Consider the following 21,934-nt stretch of genomic DNA (forward strand, 5'->3'; position numbering starts at 1 on the left):
ATTAATTAACTGTAACTATTTGTTAAAATGAGCTCTAACTTCTTGACATATGTAATAATATTATACTTTTTTATTCTTTCTAAATTAATTTCACCTTCTTTTATTCTTTCTAATTTATTATTAGCTAATGTTTTCATTGCTAAATATATTTCTTCATCTTTATTATCAACTAAGTACGGAGAATCATTTAGTAAACCTATACAGCCTGGATGATTAGAACTTATGACTGGCAAACCAAATAACATATATTCCATTACTACATTTGGTGTACCTTCTATTAAAGATAATAATATTCCAACATCCAAAATATTTAAAACATCAATAACATCTTCGTTAGTTAACAAGGTAACTTTATCTGTCATTTTAGAGTCTAATATTTGCTTCTCTAAATCATGGTAGATACCTCTAGATATTTCATCGTTTTCTTTATTTCCTTGTAAAATTAAGTGAATATTCTCATGAGTTTCACACAACTTTATAAAAATTTTTAATACCAAATCATGGTATTTAAAGCTTTTAAAATGTGCTATCATCCCAAAGACAATTGCTCCTTTTGGTATATTAAACTTTTGTTTAATTGTGGAAGCATCTCGTTTTTGTTTTTTTAGAGTTATATATTGTGGCAAAAGATTGAACTTCTTTTTATTTAACTGATATTCATTTTTAAAAATGTCAAAACAATTTTCTGCATTACCAATTATACATGGCATATTGTTTACTGCAATATTCTCGAAAACATCCATTTTCAAAATATCTAGTCCTAATTGATGCCAAAAAGTATATTTTACTGTTGGTAATAATTTGTATAAATAATATGCTATTTTAGATGGGAAATTTAAAAAAGGGATAATTACTTCATAATTTTCATTTTTTAAACCTTTTCTCAATTTTAATAAATATTGAATAGACCATTTTAAACGTTTTAAGTTTTTAATTGAAAACTCTCTTCTTAAAATAATGTAAGGCGCTCCAAAATAATGAATATTTCTTATTCCTGTGTTAGCAAAAAAAATATTAAAATCTTCAGTTCGTTTTGGAGAAGAAGTAAATAAAACATCAACATTACAATCTTTATATTTTACTAAATACTCTCCAAGACCAAGTGCTTGCCTTTCAGCTCCTCCTAAAGTTCCTGCTTGCAGTATTAATAAAATATTTTTTCTTTTAAACTCCATCGATTATAATAATTTTCAATTAAATAGTATTTTTATTCTCTCCTTAATCTTCTTCTTTGTAACATAAAAAAAATCTTCTACTGGTAATTTAAGCAAAGCTTTTAGTCTCCACTCTTTATTAATTCCTTTAAAACCATTTACAAAGTAAATATTATAAATTACTGCTCTTTTTGTTGTGTGTAAAATATTCTTTAATTCTTTTGAATTGAAAACTTCACTTTTATTATTTAAACTTAATATTTTTTTTTGCCAACTAATAAATAATTGCAACTCTTTTATACTTATACTTCCTTTTCTTTGAATAAATTTAGATAACATAACATCATTAAATTTACTTTCATCATATCTAATTTTTTTATACAGAAATAATTGAATTAATATGTCTCCTTGTTGTTGCATTTTTTTATACAACGTAGAAACTTGATTTTCATGGCTTCTGTAATAGTATAATATTTCAGGAATATTATAAAGTTTTCCACTCCATGCTATCCTAGACCAAAAGTCATAATCTTCAACATGAATTTTATCTTTATTAAACATAATACTTTTAACAGCAGTTGTTCGTAACATACAACACCCTAAACTCATTGGGCATTTAATTAACATTTGAGCTACAATTGCATCATGATTTTTGCGATGCTTAATAATTGTATTATGACTACCAAAATATTGAACCCAACTACCACAAGCAATAATTTGTGGTTGGTTTTCTAAAACTTGAAGCTGTTTTTCGAATCTTGTTAGATTATTTATATCATCGCCATCCATTCTAGCAATATATTTTCCTCTAGCAAAACCGAAACCAAGGTTTAAACTATGTATTAACCCTTTATTTTCTTCTTTTCTAACAATTTTAATTCTGTCTTCGTTATATGCCTCTACAATTTTAATTGTATCATCGGTTGAACAATCATCTATAACCAATATTTCAAAATCCTGAATTGTTTGTTTTAATACAGAATCTAAAGCCTCTTTAATATATCTTTCGACATTATATACAGGTAAAACTACTGAAATAAGTGGCTGTTTAGGTTTCATTTAAAAAACTTAATTATATTCTTCCTATCATTAGTAATAATAGGCTTTTAATTTTTCTAATGGGGTTATGTAGTGGATCTGCATAAATTGCCTTACATAAAAAATAAAGTTTTACTTTAAAATGTTTATTATTTTTTGAATGTTCAAACCTATTTAGGAAATAATTAGATTCATAATCTTTAAAAAAAGCGTTAGAAAAATTATCTATTTCATAATTATTAGATTTCCTTCTTTTATAAGCTGCTTTCTTTGCGTAATAATGCCAATATCTTGCTTTAAAAATATTTTTATTCTCTGAAATACTATTCTCATGTATTCTATAGAGGTATAAATAATCATCCAAAAAAATATGATCACCTTGCTCCTCAAGCTTATAATATAAATCTTGATCTACAGCTCGTTTCATTAAAGCATCTATGCCTAGAGTGTTATTATATGCATGGCTTTTAAAAGTCGCAAAATGTGTTAAAGCACCTTTTCCATGAGTTAGATACGATTTTCCTTTTGGCACTTTACTAGCATTAACTCCTTTGCTAATAACATTTAGATTTAAATCTACAAGTTCATAATTAGAGGTTATTAATGCAGCTTTTTTATAAGTTCTATGTGCATTTACCATAATTTCTAATGCGTTAGGCTTTATAGCATCATCCGGGTCTAAGAAGCCTAATATTTTTCCGCTTGCATATTCACAACATTTATTTTTAGAATATCCACAACCTCTATTTTTATCATTTTCAAATAGCTTAAAACGACTATCATTAGCTATTGTTTTCTTTATTACTTCTACAGAGTTATCGTTTGAACCGTCATCTACTATAATTACTTCCCAATTATTATAGTTTTGTTGTATTATACTATTATAACAATCAGTAAAAAAATGACCATTATTATAGTTTGCAATAAGTATTGAAAATAGCATTGTCAATTATATTAAATAGAACAACAATATTTATATTTTTCTGTAGTAATTATCTTAACTTCCTTAAAACCAAAAAATGTTTCATGATAAATTATGATTCCTTTTTCTTTAAAGACAGATTGCAACTTATAAAAAGTATCTTTTTCTCCTTGTCGTTGATAATCATCTAATATAATTATGAATTCATGATTTGGACTCATTTTTTTAGCAATAGAGACTATATCATATCTTGAAAATCTTGGACTACCATGTGGTCCATCTACAACATACAAATCATAATTGTTTTGAATTTTAGACTCTAAATTTTCATAAACTTTTACTGGAAATTCATTAATATTTTTTTCGACTATAGGACAAATTTCAATTTTAGACCTCTTTGACAAAGAGAACTGTAACTTAAATGCTGAAGACCAACTTTTATCTTGTTCTATTATTAGATGATTAGAGTTTGTTAAATAAAAATCTAAATAAGTCGAAATAAATTTTGATGATTCTCCTAAGCCCAATTCTAATACATTTAGTGGTTTATAGTCTTTTAAAACCCTATTCAATATATAAAAAAAAGTGTAGTTGCCTGCCCATCTACCTATATTTAAAGAAAGGTCTTTAATGCCTTCTTGTCCTCTAATACTATCATGATATATTTGAGCCCACTCTAACTCTTTAAGATATTTTAATTGTGAATACTGAAATTCCCTATTCTCTTTAATTATTTTTTTTATTTTATTAATCATAATTCATTTGAGACTTTAAAATTAAATAAAGCTTTACTTTGGTTTGTAGATACTAATACTCCATTACCATAATAATCACCTTCTTCTACTTCAAAGGAAAAAGCATTTTGAATCCAATCTGAAATTTCATTTTTCACTGTTATATATGTAGTAACATAATATTTTCCTTTATTAAGATTTAATTTATCGATTTTAAAAACCAATTTATTAACCACTTCATCATCTGAATCACAATCTACTAAACTAGTACTTAACCAAGCTATTCTTTGTCCAAGATTATCATCTAATCTCAAATCCATTTGAACATCAATAAGTTTTGCTTGAACATTATTATCTAAAATAAAGGTCATTTTAAATGGTAAACCTGTTTGCGGTTTTACATCTTCATTCTTACCATTTACTTTAACCTCTTTTATTAACAATTTCCCATTTCCTTTTCTATCATGAAAAACACTAATATTTGAATTGTTTTCAGAGCCTTCTAGATAAAAGTTCACAGCTTCTTCTACATCACCTTCAAATTCTGTTTTTCCGTTCTTTAAAACCAACGCACTAGTACACAAACTCTTTACAGCCGCCATATTATGACTCACAAACAACACCGTTCTACCTTCACCTCTACTAATATCCTGCATTTTACCAATCGCTTTTTTTTGGAATTCTGCATCACCAACTGCCAGCACCTCATCAATAACCAATATTTCTGGTTCTAAAAAGGCTGCTACTGCAAAGGCTAAACGCACAGTCATACCAGAACTGTAGCGTTTTACAGGAGTATCGATATAGCGCTCGCAACCAGAAAAGTCTATAATCTCATCTATTTTAGAGGCTATTTCTTTTTTAGTCATTCCTAAAATGGCGCCATTTAAATAGATGTTTTCTCGTCCAGTCATTTCGCCATGAAATCCTGTTCCAACTTCTAGTAAAGAAGCTATTCGTCCTTTAGTCTTTATATTACCAGTGGTTGGTCCTGTAACTTTAGATAGTATTTTTAATAATGTAGATTTTCCTGCACCGTTTTTACCTATAATACCTAATACTTCACCTCGCTTAACTTCAAAATTAATGTCTTGTAGTGCCCAAACATAGTCGCTAGACCCTTTTGTACTACGGTCATTACTTTCTCCAACTTTTAAATACGGATCTTCTTTACCACGAATTTTAGACCACCAACGGTTTAAATCATGGCTAATGGTGCCAGTACCAACGAGTCCCAAACGGTATTGTTTAGAAATGTTGGTTGCCTTTAAAATGATGTCTTTATTGTTCATATTAAACCGTATCTATAAAACTTTTCTCAGTTTTATTAAAAATAATTAGTCCTACTAGAAAAACAACAATACTAATTATTGCTGCATAAAGAAAACTTGCTATTGAAAATTCACCAACACCTAAAGTCATATATCTAAATAATTCTATAATAGTGGTCATAGGATTGTATTCAACTAACCATGAGTATTCTGGCAGTTGCGATTTAAAATAGGATAATGGATACATGACAGCCGAACCGTACATTAATAACTGTACACCAAAACTTACTAAAAACGTTAAATCTCTATACTTCGTGGTCATAGAAGATAAAATCATTCCAAAACCTAAACCAAATAAACCCATAAAAATAATAAGAAAAGGCAATAACAATAATGCGGTTTGTGGTACTGCGTTTGCTGCTTTATCTGTAAAAAAAACAAAATAAATATAGAAACTTATAAATACTAGTAGCTGAATTCCGAATTTTAATAATTTAGAAAACACAACAGATAATGGTGTGATAACTCTTGGAAAATACACTTTTCCAAAAATATTTTGGTTCGCTTTAAAAGTATCACTCGTTCCTGTTAAACAGGCACTAAAATAATTCCATGAGGTAATACCGGCTAAATTAAATAAAAACGAAGGCACTCCTACTCCCGTTGGGATGGAAGCTAAATTATTAAAAATTAAGGTAAAGATTACCGAGGTAAATAAGGGCTGAATAAAATACCACAAAGGACCTAATATAGTTTGCTTGTATTGAGTGATGATATCTCTTTTTACAAACAGAAAAAGTAAATCGCGATAACGCCAAATTTCTTTAAAATTTAAATTTATTAAATTTCGTTTTGCAGAAATTATATATAACCAATCTTGTGTATCACTAGTTTTCACTTAAATTGTCTTTAAAATAATCCCAAGTTTCTTTTAAACCTTCAACAGTATCATACTTAGGTTTATAACCTATAATCCGTTCAGCTTTGCTTATATCTGCCAAAGAGTCTTTTACATCTCCTAAACGCTTAGGCCCAAACTTAACTTCGGTAGGCTTATTTGATAAAACACCTAAGGTCTCCCACAATTTAATAATACTAATACGATCATTACAAGCAATATTAAATACTTCATTTTTTGCTTCTGCAGAAGCGAAAAAACTTTTAATATTACCTTGTACTGCATTTGAAACATAGGTAAAGTCTCTAGTTTGAGAACCGTCTCCATTAATAGTCGCTGGTACATTATCTATCAAAGCTTTCATAAACAGAGGCACTACCGCTGCATAAGCACCATTAGGATTTTGCTTAGGTCCAAAAACATTAAAATAGCGAAGTCCAATAGTGTCTGTATTATAAGTTTTACCAAACACATCTGCATACAACTCGTTTACATACTTTGTTACTGCATAAGGCGATAATGGGCTACCAATAGAAGACTCCACTTTAGGCAATATAGTACTATCGCCATATGTTGAACTTGAAGCCGCATAAACCATTCGCCTTACAGTGGTATTTTCTTTTAATGCAATTAACATGTTTAAAAAACCCGTAACATTAACAGCATTAGATGTTGCAGGATCATCTATAGATCTTGGCACAGAGCCTAGGGCTGCTTGATGACTTACATAATCTATATCTTGCATTGCAGTTTTACAAGTTTTTAAATCTCTAATATCTCCCTCTATAAATTCAAAATTAGTTGATTTTGAAAATGCTTCTAAATTAGTTTTAAAACCTGTTGACAAATTATCTAAAACGCGTACTTTTTTTGCATTATGCTTTAATAAATAAGCAACTATATGAGACCCTATAAATCCTGCGCCTCCAGTTACTAAAAACTGAAATTTTGATAAATCTTCTGTATGATATTTATAACTCAATGTTTTATTTTTTTATTTTTAGTAATACCATTAGTCGCTTTAACCAACTCGTTTTTACTACCTCATCCTCATGATAACCATTTCCATACGATCCATAGCCATAACCGTAACCATAACCATAGCCATAACCGTAGCCGTATTTCCCTTTTTGATTATAAAAATTATAAATAAAGCTTAAGTTACTAATTTCACCTTTTTTATACTTATCGTTAATAAGACTTAACATACCTTTTTTAGTATAGTCTTGACGTACAACATATAATGAGGCATCTACATATTCTACAAGTTCTAAAGCATCAGATACTAACCCTATTGGTGGTGTATCTAAAATAATATAATCGTACTTTGCTTTTAGTTCTGCTATAAATTTATCCATAGTTTCCCCCATTAATAACTCTGATGGATTTGGTGGAACTGGTCCAGAAACAATTAAATCTAGGTTTTCAATTTTAGTTTGTTGTGTAATGTCTTCTAGATTTTTTTTGCCAATTAAGTAATTAACAGCTCCGACATCATTTTTAATTTCAAAATCATCAAAAATTTTAGGTTTTCTTAGATCTAATCCTACTAAAACTACTTTTTTACCACTTAAAGCAAAAACACTAGCTATATTAATAGAACAAAATGTTTTTCCTTCTCCACTTACAGATGAAGTTAACATAACCGTTTTAGACCCTTCTAAATCTTGCTTTTTGTACATATATTGCAAGCTAGACCTTATAGACCTAAAAGCCTCTGCTACAGTAGATTTTGGTTTTAAGTGTACTGCTAAATTATTTTTTGTACCACTTTTTCCTACAACTCCTAGTAATGGAATTTTAGACAATTTTTCTAAGCTCTGTGGGTTATGTAGTTTATTATCAAAAAATGTAACTAGAAATGCAACTAATAATGGTATTAAAAAACCACCTAAAAAAGCAAAAACATAACGAGCACTCAACTTTAAGTCTATTGGTATAGCTCCGGTATCTTTTGCTGTATCTATTATTTGAATATCACTAACATTTGCCGATTTTATAATGTCTGCCTCACCACGTTTTGATAAAAATAAATTATACGTTTGCTCACTTAGTGCATATTGGCGCTGGATAGTTAATATTTGTTGTTGGTTTTTTGGTAGTTTTCTTATTTTACTTGTGCTTTGCGCTATTTTTCCTCCAATAAAACTTAACTCACGACGTAAACCTGCAGTTGCTGAACTTATATTTTCTAACAATACAGACTTTAATCCATCAATTTGATTATTTAAATCTGTAAAAATAGAAGCATCGCTTCTTACGCTCGCTTCATACTTAGATTTTTGAACAGATAGCGCATTAATTTTAGAAATATTATTTAGAATATTAACATCATCAATTCCAGCAATAGATGGCGCTGGTAACTCGGTAAAACTATTACTAGTTTCTAAATAGGTGCGCAAACTTTTATAGTAAGCTAATTTTCTATTAATATTATCGCGCTCAATTTCAAATTGTGATAGTTTTTCATTTATTTGAAGGCTTTCTTCATCTAAATTAAATATTTTATTTTGCTCTCTATAATTGTTTAAAGAATCAGCTCTAGATGTTAATTTAGCTTTTTCTCTTGCTAATTGTTTATCTATAAATGCAATTGTATTAGTAACAAATAGATTTTTTTTATCTAGTTGATCTTTTCTTAAAATCTCTACACATTTATTTAAATAATCTACAATTTTAGAAGTATTATAATCTGTCATACTCAAATTTAGAATCGATGAGTTTGTTGGATTATCTATTTTTAATTTACTATTATAATTCCTTACTACAGCATCAAAATCTTTAAAAAGTATAAAATATTCGTCACCTACATTATAGGTTCGTTTTTCTCTTTGGCTTACTATTCCTTTAAAAAACGGAAGATTAATTGGTGTATTAAGCTTTTCAACATATGTTTTTAAACCATTTGTAACGGCAATTTCATCTTTCTCTTTAGTATCAAAATTTTGTGTTGCCAATGTAGTGGCCTCAAAATTAGTTTCTAATTTAATTTTGTCTTCTCCTAAAAAGGAAATTTTTATAGGATGATTTAAAACTTGATATGTATTTGGAGTTAAATCAATTTTAAATGGAGCTGCTTTATATATCTCATCTTTTCTAAATCGAGATTGTTTTAAATAATTAATATAAAACGCTAAACTATCTACAACTTTTTCATGGTGAGAACGTGACTTTAAAGTTGTCATTATTGTTTTAACTTTACCAGAAACGCCTCCCCAATTAAAGGTTAAACTTGTATTAGAAGTAAATAATGGGTTTTTATCATCTTCAACAGAAATTTGTGTGCTTAACCTGTAAGATTGTTGTTTTCTAATATTTTGTTGATAAACAATAAAAACTCCCAAACCTATACATAATACAAACCACATCCAATAACTTAAAGCTCTTATTAAAAATGCTTTAATATCAAACGGTGCTTGATTTTGTGATTCTAAAAGTTCAAATTCATCATTCATAAATAATCACTTTATAGGTTTCTTGCTAAAAAATAAGTAGAGACTAAAACAGAAAATATTGACGCAATAGTTGTTAATGTTTGTGTTGCAGTTTGTCCTGCTCCTAAAGCTTTTCGCTTAAGTGGTTTTACCAAAATCATATCATTTGGTTGAATATAATAAAATGGAGATTGCATTGCTGCCATATCTGTTAAATCTATATGGTGTATTTTTTGACCTTGAGGATATTGACGCACTACTAAAACATCGGTTCTGTCTCCTGTATCTTTTATATCTCCTGCATTAGCAAGGGCTTCAATAATATTAACTCTATCTTGAAATAAGGTTAAAACACCAGTACTATTAACTTCTCCAGAAACGGTATAACGCAAACCAGATAGTTTTACTGTTACAAATATTTGAGAGATATCTTTTAAGTACTTATCTAATAATGCTTGTTTAACTTTTTCAACAATTTCATCTGTTGTGTACCCTAAAACATTAATATTACCTAATATTGGAAATTTAATATTACCATGTAAATCTACAGTAAAACCGCTAAAATATAACGCTTCTTGTCCTTGAGTATTAACAGCTTGCTGTGTAGGCTTAAATATTTCAACTAGTTTTGCTAATTCAGAATCTGTAGATTTAATATCAATACTCAAAATATCGTTAATCTGAACACGATAAGGCTTTGCAAGCTCTTTTAACAGTAAATTATTTTCAGTAACTGTGCCTTTATCTTGAAGATATACCACATCCTTATTACTAATACAAGATGAACATAGTACACTGAATAGTATAGTAAAAGCAACTATAGTTTTATTCATTATTGGACGCTATTGATTTTGACAAATATAGCTTTTCGTCTTGAACAATAAAACTTTTGTCGGAATTTTTGGAATTTTGTCCGTTATTTGTAAAAAATTGAGCATTGAACTATTTAACTGTTGAACAAATATCGAAATCGTATGGAGAGCTAACACTCTTCCAAAACATTTCATTTAGTATACACAAAGACCAAAAAGTAGCTTTTGTAGCTAAAAATGGTACAGGAAAAACCTCTATACTTAATATTCTAGCTAAACTTGACGAACCAGATACTGGTAATGTTATATTTAGAAAGGATATAAAAGTTTCCTTTTTGCCACAAGAACCATATTTAGATGGAGATATGACGGTTGAAGATACTATTTTTAATAGCGACAACCCAATTCTTGATATTATAAAAAACTACGAGAATGCTTTATTAAATCCTGAAGATACCGAAGCTTACCAAAAAGCTTTCGAACAAATGGACATACACCAAGCTTGGGATTTTGAAACGCAATACAAACAAATTTTATTTAAACTTAAACTTGAAAACTTACAGCAAAAAGTAAGTAGCATGTCTGGTGGACAAAAAAAACGCCTTTCGTTAGCCAATGCTTTAATTAACAAACCAGACCTTTTAATTCTAGATGAGCCAACTAACCATTTAGATTTAGAAATGATAGAATGGCTAGAAGAGTTTTTTGCTAAAGAAAACATCACGCTTTTTATGGTAACTCACGACCGTTATTTTTTAGAGCGTGTTTGTAATGAAATTATAGAATTAGACCATGGCGAACTTTTCTCTTATAAAGGTAATTACTCATACTACTTAGAGAAAAAAGAAGCAAGAATAGAACAACAAGCTGTAGAAACAGGCAAAGCAAAACAACTTTATAAAAAAGAATTAACCTGGATGCGTCGCCAGCCTAAAGCACGTACTACAAAATCTAAATCTAGAATAGACGATTTTACCGAGATAAAACATAAAGCGCACCAACGCCGTAAAGACCACGTAGTGCAACTAGAACTTAACATGGAGCGTTTGGGAAGTAAAATTGTTGAACTTAAAAAAGTTTCTAAAGCTTATAAAGACAAAATTATTTTAGATGGCTTTAGCTACATGTTTCAAAAAGGAGAACGCGCAGGAATTATTGGTAAAAACGGTACTGGTAAATCTACCTTTTTAAATATACTTACTCAAACAGCAGAGCCAGACTCAGGAAAAATTGTTGTTGGCGAAACTGTAAAATTTGGCTACTATACACAAGGTGGTATTACGCCAAAACCACAACAAAAAGTTATTGATGTTGTTAGAGAGTTTGGCGATTACATACCATTAAAAAAGGGTCGTCAAATTAGTGCACAGCAATTACTTGAACGTTTTCTATTCGATAGAAAAAAACAATACGATTTTGTCGAAAAACTTAGTGGTGGCGAACGCAAACGCCTATATTTATGTACAGTTTTAATTCAAAATCCCAATTTTTTAATTCTTGATGAACCTACTAACGATTTAGATATTGTAACATTAAACGTACTAGAAAGCTTCTTGTTAGATTTCCCAGGTTGTTTATTAGTGGTATCTCATGACCGTTATTTTATGGATAAAATTGTAGACCACCTGTTTGTTTTTAGAGGCGAAGGTGTTGTTGAAGATTTTCCAGGTAACTATAGCGATTTTAGAGCATACGAAGACAGCAAACCTGCTATTTCTGAAACTACAGACGAAGAAAAAAAAGAAAAGAAAAACTGGAAGAAAGATAGTAACGTAAAACTATCCTATAACGAGCAAAAAGAATATAAAAACTTAGAGAGTAAAATAAAATCTTTAGAGTTTGATAAAATTGAATTAGAAAAAAAGTTCTTAAATCCAGACCTTTCTACAGATGAAATTAACGAACTATCAAACAAACTTCAGGTTATATTAGATAGTATAGAAGAAAAAGAAATGCGCTGGCTAGAACTAGCAGAAAAAATGGAAGAATAAATAAACCATGCGAAAACTAATTATTGCGTACATAAAATTTTGGTTACGCTCTACAAACCAACACGGCGTACAATCACCATTCGTTTACAGTCTAGTAACTAAATGTTTTTACAATAAAAAACCACAAAATGCTTACAGTAAATTAAAAGCCTATAAAAAAGCATTATTACAAAACCAGCAAACTATACAGGTAACAGATTTAGGCGCAGGTTCGCAAACCACTAAAAGCAATACACGAGTTATTGCTAAAATTGCAAAAAACGCAGGCACAACAAACCATCGCGCCAAACTATTTTATCGTTTAGTAAACTACTTTCAATTTCAAAACATTTTAGAATTAGGTACCTCTATGGGTATAGCAACACACGCTATGCATCAAGGCAATCCAAATGCACAAATCACTACTATTGAAGGTTGTCCAAATATTTCAGCATTTACAAAAGAAAGTTTTAAAAACTTCAACTTAAAAAACATAGAACTACTAACAGGAGATTTTAAAAAAGTAATTCAACCATTAGCACAAAACAAATACGATTTAATTTATTTTGATGGTAATCACCAAAAAGAAGCTACTTTAAATTATTTTGAAACTCTACTACCAAGCGCAACAAACGATTCTGTTTTTATTTTTGACGATATTTATTGGTCAAAAGATATGACCGAAGCTTGGGAAACCATAAAGAAACATCCAAAAGTTACCGTAACAATAGACACCTTTTTTTGGGGTATTGTATTTTTTAGAAAAGAACAAGCCAAAGAGCACTTTACAATACGCTTATAAATTTAGATTCTAATTTTCAACCAAAAGTTTTTCGCTTCAATATTTAACTTTTAACTTTGAAAGAATGGAACTTTCCATGATTAAATATAAACAGTATTTAATCAAAAAAACACAAAACACATGAAAGTATATACAAAAACAGGAGATAAAGGCACAACTGCATTATTTGGTGGTACACGCGTTCCAAAACATCACATAAGGATAGATAGTTATGGTACTGTAGACGAGTTAAACTCTTACATAGGCTTAATTCGTGATCAAGAAATTAATCAGCTATACAAAAACATTCTTATAATAATTCAAAATAAACTATTTACAATTGGAGCAATATTAGCAACAGATCCAGAAAAAATGGTTTTAAAAAACGGAAAAGAACGCTTAAATATAAATAAAATCACTTCCGAAGATATTGAACTTCTCGAGCGTGAAATGGACAGTATGAACGAGTCACTACCACAAATGACGCATTTCGTTTTACCAGGCGGGCACCAAACAGTGTCATTCTGTCACGTAGCACGCTGTGTTTGCCGTCGAGCGGAAAGACTAGCGTCTGCCTTAAATGATATTGAACCTTTTTTACCAGAAGCACTCACCTATTTAAACCGTCTTTCTGACTATCTTTTTGTATTGGCACGAAAGTTGACTCATGACTTGCAAGCAGACGAAGTTAAATGGATTCCTGAGAAACATTAAAGTTACACAGGACAAACAAACTTAAAAGCTACTATTAAATAACACTGCAAAATATTTAGGTTCAAATAGTTTCAGTGAAAAATGACGTTCTTTTTTATTACTGAAAAATAATTCACTTTTTTCTTGACTATTTAAACTAAAAATTTATTTTTGCAAAAAAATAAACCTATTAAGAAATGTATTGGACATTAGAATTAGCATCTTATTTAAGTGATGCACCTTGGCCGGCAACTAAAGACGAACTTATCGATTACGCTATTAGAACAGGAGCGCCTTTAGAAGTTGTAGAAAATTTACAAGCCATTGAAGATGAAGGCGATTCTTACGATTCTATCGAAGAAATCTGGCCGGATTACCCAACAGATGAAGATTACCTCTGGAATGAGGACGAGTATTAAAACATTGCCTTACAACAATGTAATACTTGCTAGATATAGCAAGACTATATCTTATTTATAAAAAATACCAAAAAAAGTCTCGATTAGAGACTTTTTTTGTGCGTTAAAATTTAGCTAACCACAGCTAAAAACGTATATTTAAGCCCTTTTTAATTAGGGTGCAAAAGTGTTATTCTAAACATCGCAAAAGAATCTCACAAATAACAACTAAAATTAAGTTTTGCTTTAAAAAAACGCAAAACATTCAAAATATAAAACAGTAAACTATGAGTTTTTTAGATTCCATTCTAAAAGTATTTGTTGGCGACAAGTCTAAACAAGACGTAAAAGCCATTTCACCTTTAGTAGATAAAATAAAATCGTTTGAAGCTGCTCTTGAAGCTTTATCTCACGACGAATTAAGAGCAAAAACAATAGAGTTTAAAGCTATTATAGCCGAAACTCGCAAACCTTTTAACGAGCGTAAAGACAAACTAAAGGCAGAAGCAGATGCGACTGATGATATTGACAGACGTGAAGATATTTACCAAGAAATTGATAAAATTGAAGACGAATCTTACCAAGCTGTAGAAGTTACTTTAAAAGAAATTTTACCAGAAGCCTTTGCAGTTGTAAAAGAAACAGCAAAACGTTTTACAAATAACAGTGAAATTACTGTCACTGCAACACCATACGATAGAGAAGTTTCTGGAATGGGAGATTATGTAACCTTAGATGGAGACCAAGCTACTTGGTCAAACTCTTGGGATGCAGCAGGAAAAGCAATTACTTGGGACATGATACACTACGATGTGCAATTAATTGGTGGTGTCGCTTTACATGAAGGTAAAATTGCCGAAATGCAAACAGGTGAAGGTAAAACATTAGTCGCAACATTGCCAGTGTACTTAAATGCCTTAGCAGAAAAAGGTGTGCATTTAGTAACTGTAAACGACTATTTAGCAAAACGTGATATGGCATGGATGGCGCCAATATTTCAATTTCATGGCATGACCATAGATTGTATAGATAATCACCGTCCAAACTCTGAAGGTCGCCGTAAAGCATACAACTCAGATATTACATACGGTACAAATAACGAATTTGGTTTCGATTATTTACGTGATAATATGGCAAATTCGCCAGACGATTTAGTACAACGTCCGCATCACTACGCTATTGTAGATGAGGTCGATTCTGTATTAGTAGATGATGCTAGAACACCATTAATAATTTCTGGACCAATACCTAAAGGAGACGTTCACGAATTTACAGCACTTAAACCTCAAGTAGAAAATATTGTAGCTGTACAACGTAAAGAATTAGTACAAACATTAGCAGAAGCTAAAAAGTTAATTGCTGCCGGAGACGAAAAAGAAGGTGGTTTTCAATTACTACGTGTGTACAGAGGTATACCAAAAAATAAAGCGTTAATTAAGTTTTTAAGTGAAGAAGGCGTTAAACAATTACTTCAAAAAACCGAAAACGTTTACATGGCAGATAACAACCGTGAAATGCCAAAAGTTGACGAAGCACTTTATTACGTAATAGAAGAAAAAAACAATCAAATTGAATTAACAGATAAAGGTATTGAATTCCTTTCTGGTAAAGATAATCCAGACTTCTTTGTCATGCCAGAAATTGGTATTGAAATTGCTAAAATTGAAGCAAAAGGCCTTTCTCCTGAAGAAGAAGCAGAATTAAAAGAAGATTTATTTAGAGAATTTGGAGTAAAATCTGAACGTATACACACTTTAAACCAACTACTTAAAGCATACGCTTTATTTGAAAAAGACAACCAATATGTTGTTATGGATAATAAAGTAATGATTGTAGATGAGCAAACAGGTCGTATTATGGATGGTCGTCGCTATAGTGACGGATTACACCAAGCGATTGAAGCAAAAGAAAATGTAAAAATTGAAGATGCTACACAAACATTTGCAACAGTAACACTACAAAATTACTTTAGAATGTACCGCAAACTTTCTGGTATGACAGGTACAGCCGTGACAGAAGCAGGAGAGTTTTGGGAAATCTATGAACTTGATGTTGTAGAAATTCCTACAAACAGACCAATTGCACGTCACGATAAAGAAGATTTAGTTTATAAAACTAAACGAGAAAAATACAACGCGGTAATTGAAGAAGTAACAAAACTATCTCAACAAGGGCGTCCAGTATTAATTGGTACTACAAATGTTGAAATTTCTGAGTTACTTGGAAAAATGCTTAGCATTAGAAAAGTACCACACAATGTACTTAACGCCAAATTACATAAAAAAGAAGCAGATATTGTTGCAGAAGCTGGACAACCAGGACAAGTAACTATTGCAACTAACATGGCTGGTCGTGGTACAGATATTAAATTAATAGACAAAATTAAAGAAGCTGGAGGTTTAGCTATTATTGGTACAGAACGTCACGATTCTAGACGTGTAGACAGACAGTTACGTGGTCGTGCTGGTCGTCAAGGAGATCCAGGAAGCTCACAGTTTTATGTGTCATTAGAAGATAATTTAATGCGATTATTTGGTAGTGAACGTATTGCCAAAATGATGGATAGAATGGGATTAAAAGAAGGTGAAGTAATTCAGCATTCTATGATTTCTAAATCTATTGAACGTGCACAGAAAAAAGTTGAAGAAAATAACTTTGGTGTACGTAAGCGTTTATTAGAGTATGATGATGTTATGAACTCGCAACGTGAAGTTGTTTACAAACGTCGTCATCATGCCTTATTTGGTGAGCGTTTAAGAGTGGATTTAGCAAACATGATTTTTGATACTTCGGAAGGTATTGCCGAAACTAACAAAAATGCTAACGACTTTAAAAACTTTGAGTTTGAGTTAATTCGTTACTTCTCTATGCCTTCACCTATAACTGAAGATGAGTTTAACAAATTATCTGCAACAGCTATAACAAAGCGTATTTATAATGCTGCTTTCGACCATTATAAAGCAAAAATGGAACGTAATGCAGAAGTGGCTTTCCCAGTAATTAAAGATGTTTACGAAAACCAAGGCGATAAATACAAACGTATTGTTGTACCATTTACAGATGGTGTAAAAACTTTACAAGTTGTAACAGATTTAGAGCGCGCTTATGAGTCTCAAGGAAAAGAATTAGTAACAGATTTTGAAAAAAATATTACACTTGCCATTATTGATGATGCTTGGAAAACGCATTTACGTAAAATGGATGAGTTAAAACAATCTGTACAATTAGCAGTACACGAACAAAAAGATCCATTATTAATTTATAAGTTTGAAGCTTTTGAACTGTTTAAAACAATGATTGATCAAGTAAATAAAGATGTTATTTCATTTTTATTTAAAGGCGAACTGCCAAGCGAAAATACAAACGCAATTAGCGAAGCTAGAGAAACTAAGAAAAAGGAAAACTTACAAACACAAAAAGAAGAAATCCCTAATCTAGACGAGCGTTCTGCACAAAACAGACAAGCAGGAAACACACAACAACAGCAACAAGTAGTAGAAACTATTGTACGCGACCAACCAAAAATTGGACGTAACGATAAAGTGACTATCAAGCATGTTATGAGTGGTGAAAACAAAGTTGTTAAATTTAAACAGGCCGAACCTTTAATTGCTAAAGGTGAATGGGTTTTAGTTAACGATTAAGCAAAATGCGATTATAACGTTATAATTAAATACATTAAAACCGAAGTTTAATACTTCGGTTTTTTTTATGCGCTATATTTATTTACATCATAGAGTGTACAATACTGTTCTATTCAATTTAATTTTGTAATTTTATTTAACTAACTAATACACTAAAATTATGCTTAAAAATATACTTGCAACAGTTGTAGGTTTTATTGTTGCTTCGGTTGTTGTTTACCTTTTCGAAACCGTAATTGGACACAATTTATTTCCTCTAGCCGAAGGCGCTAAACCAGAAGATATTGAGTGGATAAAGGCCAATATGCAAGCTATTCCTGTAGGTTCTAAAATATTTGTAGTTATTGCTCATTTTATGGGCATAATTAGTGGTATGGCAATTGCTGGTTTTATTTCTAAAACAAGCATGATTCCTGCTTACATAGTTGGAGCTTTAATGCTATTAGCAACCTTTGCAACTATATTTATGCTACCTAAAGAACTGTGGTTTACTGCTGCCGATGCTATTCTAGTTATTGCTGGTTTCTTTTTTGGAAAGTCGTTTGCGCAACGTTTTGTTTTTAATTAAATATTAAAAATTTCAACTTAACTTTTTACGAAGAATAATTTAAATTTATAATCCTAAAATAAGCTCAGGATTAATAGTATTTGCTTTATAAAACTCTAAATCTTTTAACGAGCAAACACCAGGATAATCACCGTTTTTACCTTGTAAATCTAAAATAATTTGAAAGTGTAAATGCGGTGCATAATCGCCATTTACTTCGGCTTTGCCTAAATGTGCAATAACTTCTTCTTTTTTAACCTCTGCTCCTACTTTTAAATTTTTTATAGACTCTCGAGATAAATGCCCATATAAGGTGTAAAAAGTAATTCCATTTATGTGGTGTTTTAAAATAATAGTTGGACCATAATCACCAAAATTAGTATTGTCTTTAAAGCTATGTATTTCGCCATTAAAAGCTGCTAAAACAGATGTTCCTGCTGCTATCCATAAATCTAAACCAATATGAATATTTCTCTCGGTTTCTGGATTTTGATTGTTAAAATAATCGCTACGATTATAAATACTACGCTTTTCTAGATAGCCACCAAAGGCTACTTTTTTATTATGTGTTTTTAGGTAATTACCTATATAATTTTCCCAGGCTTGTGAAGAAGAAACATCAAGCGTTTTTAAGCTAGAATTTGTTTGAGAAAGATCTATAGCTATATAGTCGCTTTTAGGAATTGAAGCATCAATAACATTAATGTTTTGCGATGCTAGCGATTTAAAAAAAGAAAGGTTTTTTTTAGAATTCATATGTATTTATAAACCAATAGGTATTAAAAATTTTTGAATTCAAAAATAAATAATTATTCGGCAACTATATTACTATACTTTGCATTAATAACAATGGTTTTGGTTGTATCTCCACCATTAGGATTATGTTTTATTGTAGTATTATTTGTACGTTGTTTATTAAACTTAGAGTGATTCCCTTTAAAGTAGAGGTTGTAATTTATTGCTGTTGGTAATTTTAAAAGTGCATCACTATTTTCTAAAACAATATTTAGGTTACTAAAACTATGCGCTATATTACGTATGTACAAATCTCCAAAACTACCGTCTATTATACTATTACCATTTAGGGTTTCTATATCTATATTAGAGGATACTGCATTAAGCACTAAGTCTTTAGCTGTTTTAATTTTAGTTTTATCGGCATAATTTAATTTTAAAGCACCTTCATTTATATTTAAAATTGTAGCATTAGAATATAATACATTAATGGAAGCATTGCTCCCATTAATTGTATTAGCAAATAAATTACCGTGCGATACTGTAATATCTGGATTAGTGATTACAGATGCTAGTTTAAGCTCGCCATGTCTAACATTAAGTTTTAATTTTGCTTTTTTTGGCATCTTAATTTTTATGGTCTTTATAAGGTCGTAGTTTTTGTTGTCTTTATCAAAAACACCGTTTGCTTTAGAGTTACCAAAGGTTTCTTCCATTTTAGCTTCAAACGCTTTACCAAATTCTTCTCCCCATTTTTCTAAAGCTGGCGCTACATTTTTTTCAAAGTTTTTACCAAACTCTTCTCCCCATTTTTCCATTCGCTTTTCAAATTTTTCTCCAAAACCATCTTCGAAAGCTTTCTCTATATCTTTTCCAAATTGTTCTCCCCAAACTTCCATGCTGCGTTCAAACTTATCGAAATCTGATTGTTTAATACTTTTTGCCCATTCGCGCATTTCTTCTTCATATTCTTCTCCATATTCTTTTCGGTATTTTTTGCTCCAGGCATCTAAATACTTTTCACCTTCTTTTTCGTAACGTTCTAAATCGAAATCTACATTATAGTTACCATCTGGAGACTCTGGAATACGCAATACTTTTAATGATTCTGGCAAATTTTTTAACGACTCTAAGTTTCCTAAATTTTCTAATAATGGCTCTAAAGATTCGTTAATTTCTAAAGGTAAATTAGAAATTGCTTTTAAAGACTCTTCATCTAAAATCTTAATACTCATATCACTAGACCAAGAACCTGCAGAACCTTTTGTTGTAATTTTTACATTACTTTTTGTGTTATTTATTTCTAAATCCCAAGTATTTAATACGGTTTGTAACGCTTCTTTAGATAATTTATCACTTTCAATATAAGCTTCAATTTCTACATAATCTTTATTCCATGTATCTACCAAGATATTAGTATGACTTGTATTTAAATTTACAGTTACATCTTTATTTACTTTAAAGGATTTTGTTTCCTTTTGTAATTTATTTTGTGCCGTTAAGCTTAAAGTAGCTAACATACACACAATTAATAGTTTTATAGTTTTCATTATTTTTTAATTTTTTGGTTGATACCAAAAAGTAATTTTGGTATAACTATTCGTTTTTTGATTGATTGTTTTTTTTAAATACGTCCAGAAGTTGCTGTATTTAAATCTTTTAATTGTTCCTTTAAACGGTACATTAAGTTTAGTCTTAATTTTAAATTACTAATTAAAGCATCTACAGTAAGTTCATCTGGGCCTTGATTTGTTAACTCTATGGTTAAACGCTTATACTCTGCTTTAAGCTCGTCTAAACGTTTTACATAACCATCAAACAATTCTTTATTATCTGGTGTTAATTTTACTTTAGATAATTCTAAATTTATATTAGCCAAATAATAATCTTCAACCTTTTTAAGGTCTGGAGAAATATCGCCTAATGATTTTGTTTCTATAGCTTCACTTGTATTAGTACCTGCAACTTCTATTTGGTTTTCGGTATTTAAAAACTGGAATACTCCAAAAGCTAAACCTAATAATAACACGACACTGGCGGCAATATTAATTATGCTAAATCTAGATTTTTTTTGCACAGGCTTAGTAGCTTTTAACTTTTTAAGAAAACGCTCTTCATGTCCTTTAGGCATTTTATCTATAGATAATTTATTATCTGCCTCAAATAAGTTTCTAATATCTTTAGCCATAATGTTTTTGTTTTAGTAATTCTTGTAATTTTTGTTTTCCTCTGGATAATTGTGTTCGTGAAGCAACTTGTGTTATGTTTAAAATTTCTGAAATTTCCTGATGGTCATAACCTTCAACTAAAAACAACATTACAACATACCTATACTTATCTGGAAGTTGTTGTATTGCCTTTTTAATTTGCTCCAGTGTTACACTTTCATCTACTAACCATTTGTTGTTTACAGAAGTATCTACAACTTTAAGGTGCACATCTTCAAGCTCAACTAAACGCTGCTTTTTTAGTTTAAGCGTGTCTATACTTTTATTTACAACAATACGTTTTAACCAAGCGCCAAAAGTAACATCGCCTTTAAATTGATGTAATTTTGAAAATGCCTTAATAAAAGATTCTTGAACAATATCTTCGGCTTCGGCTGTGTGATTAACAAAACGTTTCGCAACACTGTACATACCGTCGCAATACTGGTTGTACAAATGCAATTGCGCTTTGCGATTATTTTGTTTACACAATTCAATAGTATCTAATTGAACGACTTTCACTTTTTAGTTTTTGGTTGGTAGTTTAATCTATTATAAAGACGATACATTTTCTCAAGTGTTGCAAAATTGATTTATTTTTTTTCAAAATTCACTATTTTTTAAGAATAAATTAGCGTTGTTTCTTTACTATCATTCAGTTTTTAAAGTATCTTTATCTTTTTAAAATTTACGCAA

At 30.2% G+C, this 21,934-nt stretch carries 19 protein-coding genes; 6 read left to right on the forward strand and 13 right to left on the reverse strand.

Translation table 11 applies throughout. The features are described from left to right. Positions 1 to 5 precede the first annotated feature (5 nt). The 9 genes from BM549_RS06545 to BM549_RS06585 are packed head-to-tail and all read right to left on the reverse strand — an operon-like array spanning position 6 to position 10,284. The gene (locus BM549_RS06545; protein WP_290469535.1) at positions 6 to 1,175 is read right to left on the reverse strand and encodes a glycosyltransferase; all 1,170 of its coding nucleotides are present in this window, start codon (positions 1,173 to 1,175) and stop codon (positions 6 to 8) included. A gap of 15 nt (positions 1,176 to 1,190) precedes the next feature. Next, complete coding sequence (locus BM549_RS06550) at positions 1,191 to 2,213, reverse strand: glycosyltransferase (protein ID WP_290469536.1); 1,023 nt, start codon at positions 2,211 to 2,213, stop codon at positions 1,191 to 1,193. Between the two features lie 13 nt (positions 2,214 to 2,226). After that, positions 2,227 to 3,135 (reverse strand): glycosyltransferase family 2 protein, encoded by a 909-nt coding sequence (locus tag BM549_RS06555; protein ID WP_290469537.1) that lies wholly within the window; start codon positions 3,133 to 3,135, stop codon positions 2,227 to 2,229. 11 nt (positions 3,136 to 3,146) lie between these two features. Beyond that, a complete protein-coding gene (locus BM549_RS06560; protein ID WP_290469538.1) occupies positions 3,147 to 3,869 on the reverse strand; it encodes a hypothetical protein in 723 nt (240 codons plus the stop codon). Next, positions 3,866 to 5,140 (reverse strand): polysaccharide ABC transporter ATP-binding protein, encoded by a 1,275-nt coding sequence (locus BM549_RS06565; protein ID WP_290469539.1) that lies wholly within the window; start codon positions 5,138 to 5,140, stop codon positions 3,866 to 3,868. Before BM549_RS06565 ends, BM549_RS06560 begins: the two co-directional genes overlap by 4 nt. Position 5,141: 1 nt before the next feature. Continuing rightward, complete coding sequence (locus BM549_RS06570; RefSeq protein WP_290469540.1) at positions 5,142 to 6,017, reverse strand: ABC transporter permease; 876 nt, start codon at positions 6,015 to 6,017, stop codon at positions 5,142 to 5,144. Then, positions 6,007 to 6,999, reverse strand: coding sequence for an SDR family oxidoreductase (locus tag BM549_RS06575; RefSeq protein ID WP_290469541.1), 993 nt, complete (start codon positions 6,997 to 6,999; stop codon positions 6,007 to 6,009). Before BM549_RS06575 ends, BM549_RS06570 begins: the two co-directional genes overlap by 11 nt. Before the next feature lie 4 nt (positions 7,000 to 7,003). After that, a complete protein-coding gene (locus tag BM549_RS06580) occupies positions 7,004 to 9,472 on the reverse strand; it encodes an exopolysaccharide transport family protein (RefSeq protein ID WP_290469542.1) in 2,469 nt (822 codons plus the stop codon). 11 nt (positions 9,473 to 9,483) lie between these two features. After that, complete coding sequence (locus BM549_RS06585; protein WP_290469543.1) at positions 9,484 to 10,284, reverse strand: polysaccharide biosynthesis/export family protein; 801 nt, start codon at positions 10,282 to 10,284, stop codon at positions 9,484 to 9,486. Positions 10,285 to 10,388: 104 nt separating this feature from the next. Between BM549_RS06585 and BM549_RS06590 the strand changes: the two genes are divergently transcribed. From BM549_RS06590 to BM549_RS06615, 6 genes are all read left to right on the forward strand, one after another. Beyond that, complete coding sequence (locus BM549_RS06590) at positions 10,389 to 12,254, forward strand: ABC-F family ATP-binding cassette domain-containing protein (protein WP_290469544.1); 1,866 nt, start codon at positions 10,389 to 10,391, stop codon at positions 12,252 to 12,254. Between the two features lie 7 nt (positions 12,255 to 12,261). Continuing rightward, positions 12,262 to 13,035 (forward strand): O-methyltransferase, encoded by a 774-nt coding sequence (locus BM549_RS06595; protein ID WP_290469545.1) that lies wholly within the window; start codon positions 12,262 to 12,264, stop codon positions 13,033 to 13,035. Positions 13,036 to 13,155: 120 nt separating this feature from the next. Beyond that, entirely contained in the window at positions 13,156 to 13,728 is a 573-nt protein-coding gene (locus BM549_RS06600) for a cob(I)yrinic acid a,c-diamide adenosyltransferase (protein WP_290469546.1), read from the forward strand. A 176-nt stretch (positions 13,729 to 13,904) separates the two neighbouring features. After that, entirely contained in the window at positions 13,905 to 14,126 is a 222-nt protein-coding gene (locus BM549_RS06605) for a DUF2795 domain-containing protein (RefSeq protein ID WP_008272287.1), read from the forward strand. Between the two features lie 266 nt (positions 14,127 to 14,392). Then, a complete protein-coding gene (gene secA / locus BM549_RS06610; protein WP_290469547.1) occupies positions 14,393 to 17,749 on the forward strand; it encodes a preprotein translocase subunit SecA in 3,357 nt (1,118 codons plus the stop codon). Between the two features lie 160 nt (positions 17,750 to 17,909). Continuing rightward, a complete protein-coding gene (locus BM549_RS06615) occupies positions 17,910 to 18,317 on the forward strand; it encodes a hypothetical protein (RefSeq protein ID WP_290469548.1) in 408 nt (135 codons plus the stop codon). A gap of 45 nt (positions 18,318 to 18,362) precedes the next feature. On the opposite strand, the gene BM549_RS06620 is transcribed toward BM549_RS06615, so the two are convergent. From BM549_RS06620 to BM549_RS06635, 4 genes are all read right to left on the reverse strand, one after another. Beyond that, complete coding sequence (locus tag BM549_RS06620) at positions 18,363 to 19,052, reverse strand: peptidoglycan DD-metalloendopeptidase family protein (protein ID WP_290469549.1); 690 nt, start codon at positions 19,050 to 19,052, stop codon at positions 18,363 to 18,365. Between the two features lie 53 nt (positions 19,053 to 19,105). Further along, positions 19,106 to 20,581: a hypothetical protein gene (locus BM549_RS06625; protein WP_290469550.1), complete on the reverse strand. Its 1,476-nt coding sequence runs from the start codon at positions 20,579 to 20,581 to the stop codon at positions 19,106 to 19,108. 74 nt (positions 20,582 to 20,655) lie between these two features. Beyond that, positions 20,656 to 21,219: a hypothetical protein gene (locus tag BM549_RS06630; protein ID WP_290469551.1), complete on the reverse strand. Its 564-nt coding sequence runs from the start codon at positions 21,217 to 21,219 to the stop codon at positions 20,656 to 20,658. Beyond that, positions 21,212 to 21,760 carry an RNA polymerase sigma factor gene (locus BM549_RS06635; RefSeq protein ID WP_290469552.1) on the reverse strand — a complete coding sequence of 183 codons (549 nt, stop codon included), beginning with the start codon at positions 21,758 to 21,760 and terminating at the stop codon, positions 21,212 to 21,214. The genes BM549_RS06630 and BM549_RS06635 overlap by 8 nt, the downstream gene beginning before the upstream one ends. Positions 21,761 to 21,934: the final 174 nt, after the last annotated feature.

The organism is Lacinutrix sp. MedPE-SW, assembly GCF_001874145.1.
In the GTDB taxonomy this organism is placed as follows: domain Bacteria; phylum Bacteroidota; class Bacteroidia; order Flavobacteriales; family Flavobacteriaceae; genus Lacinutrix.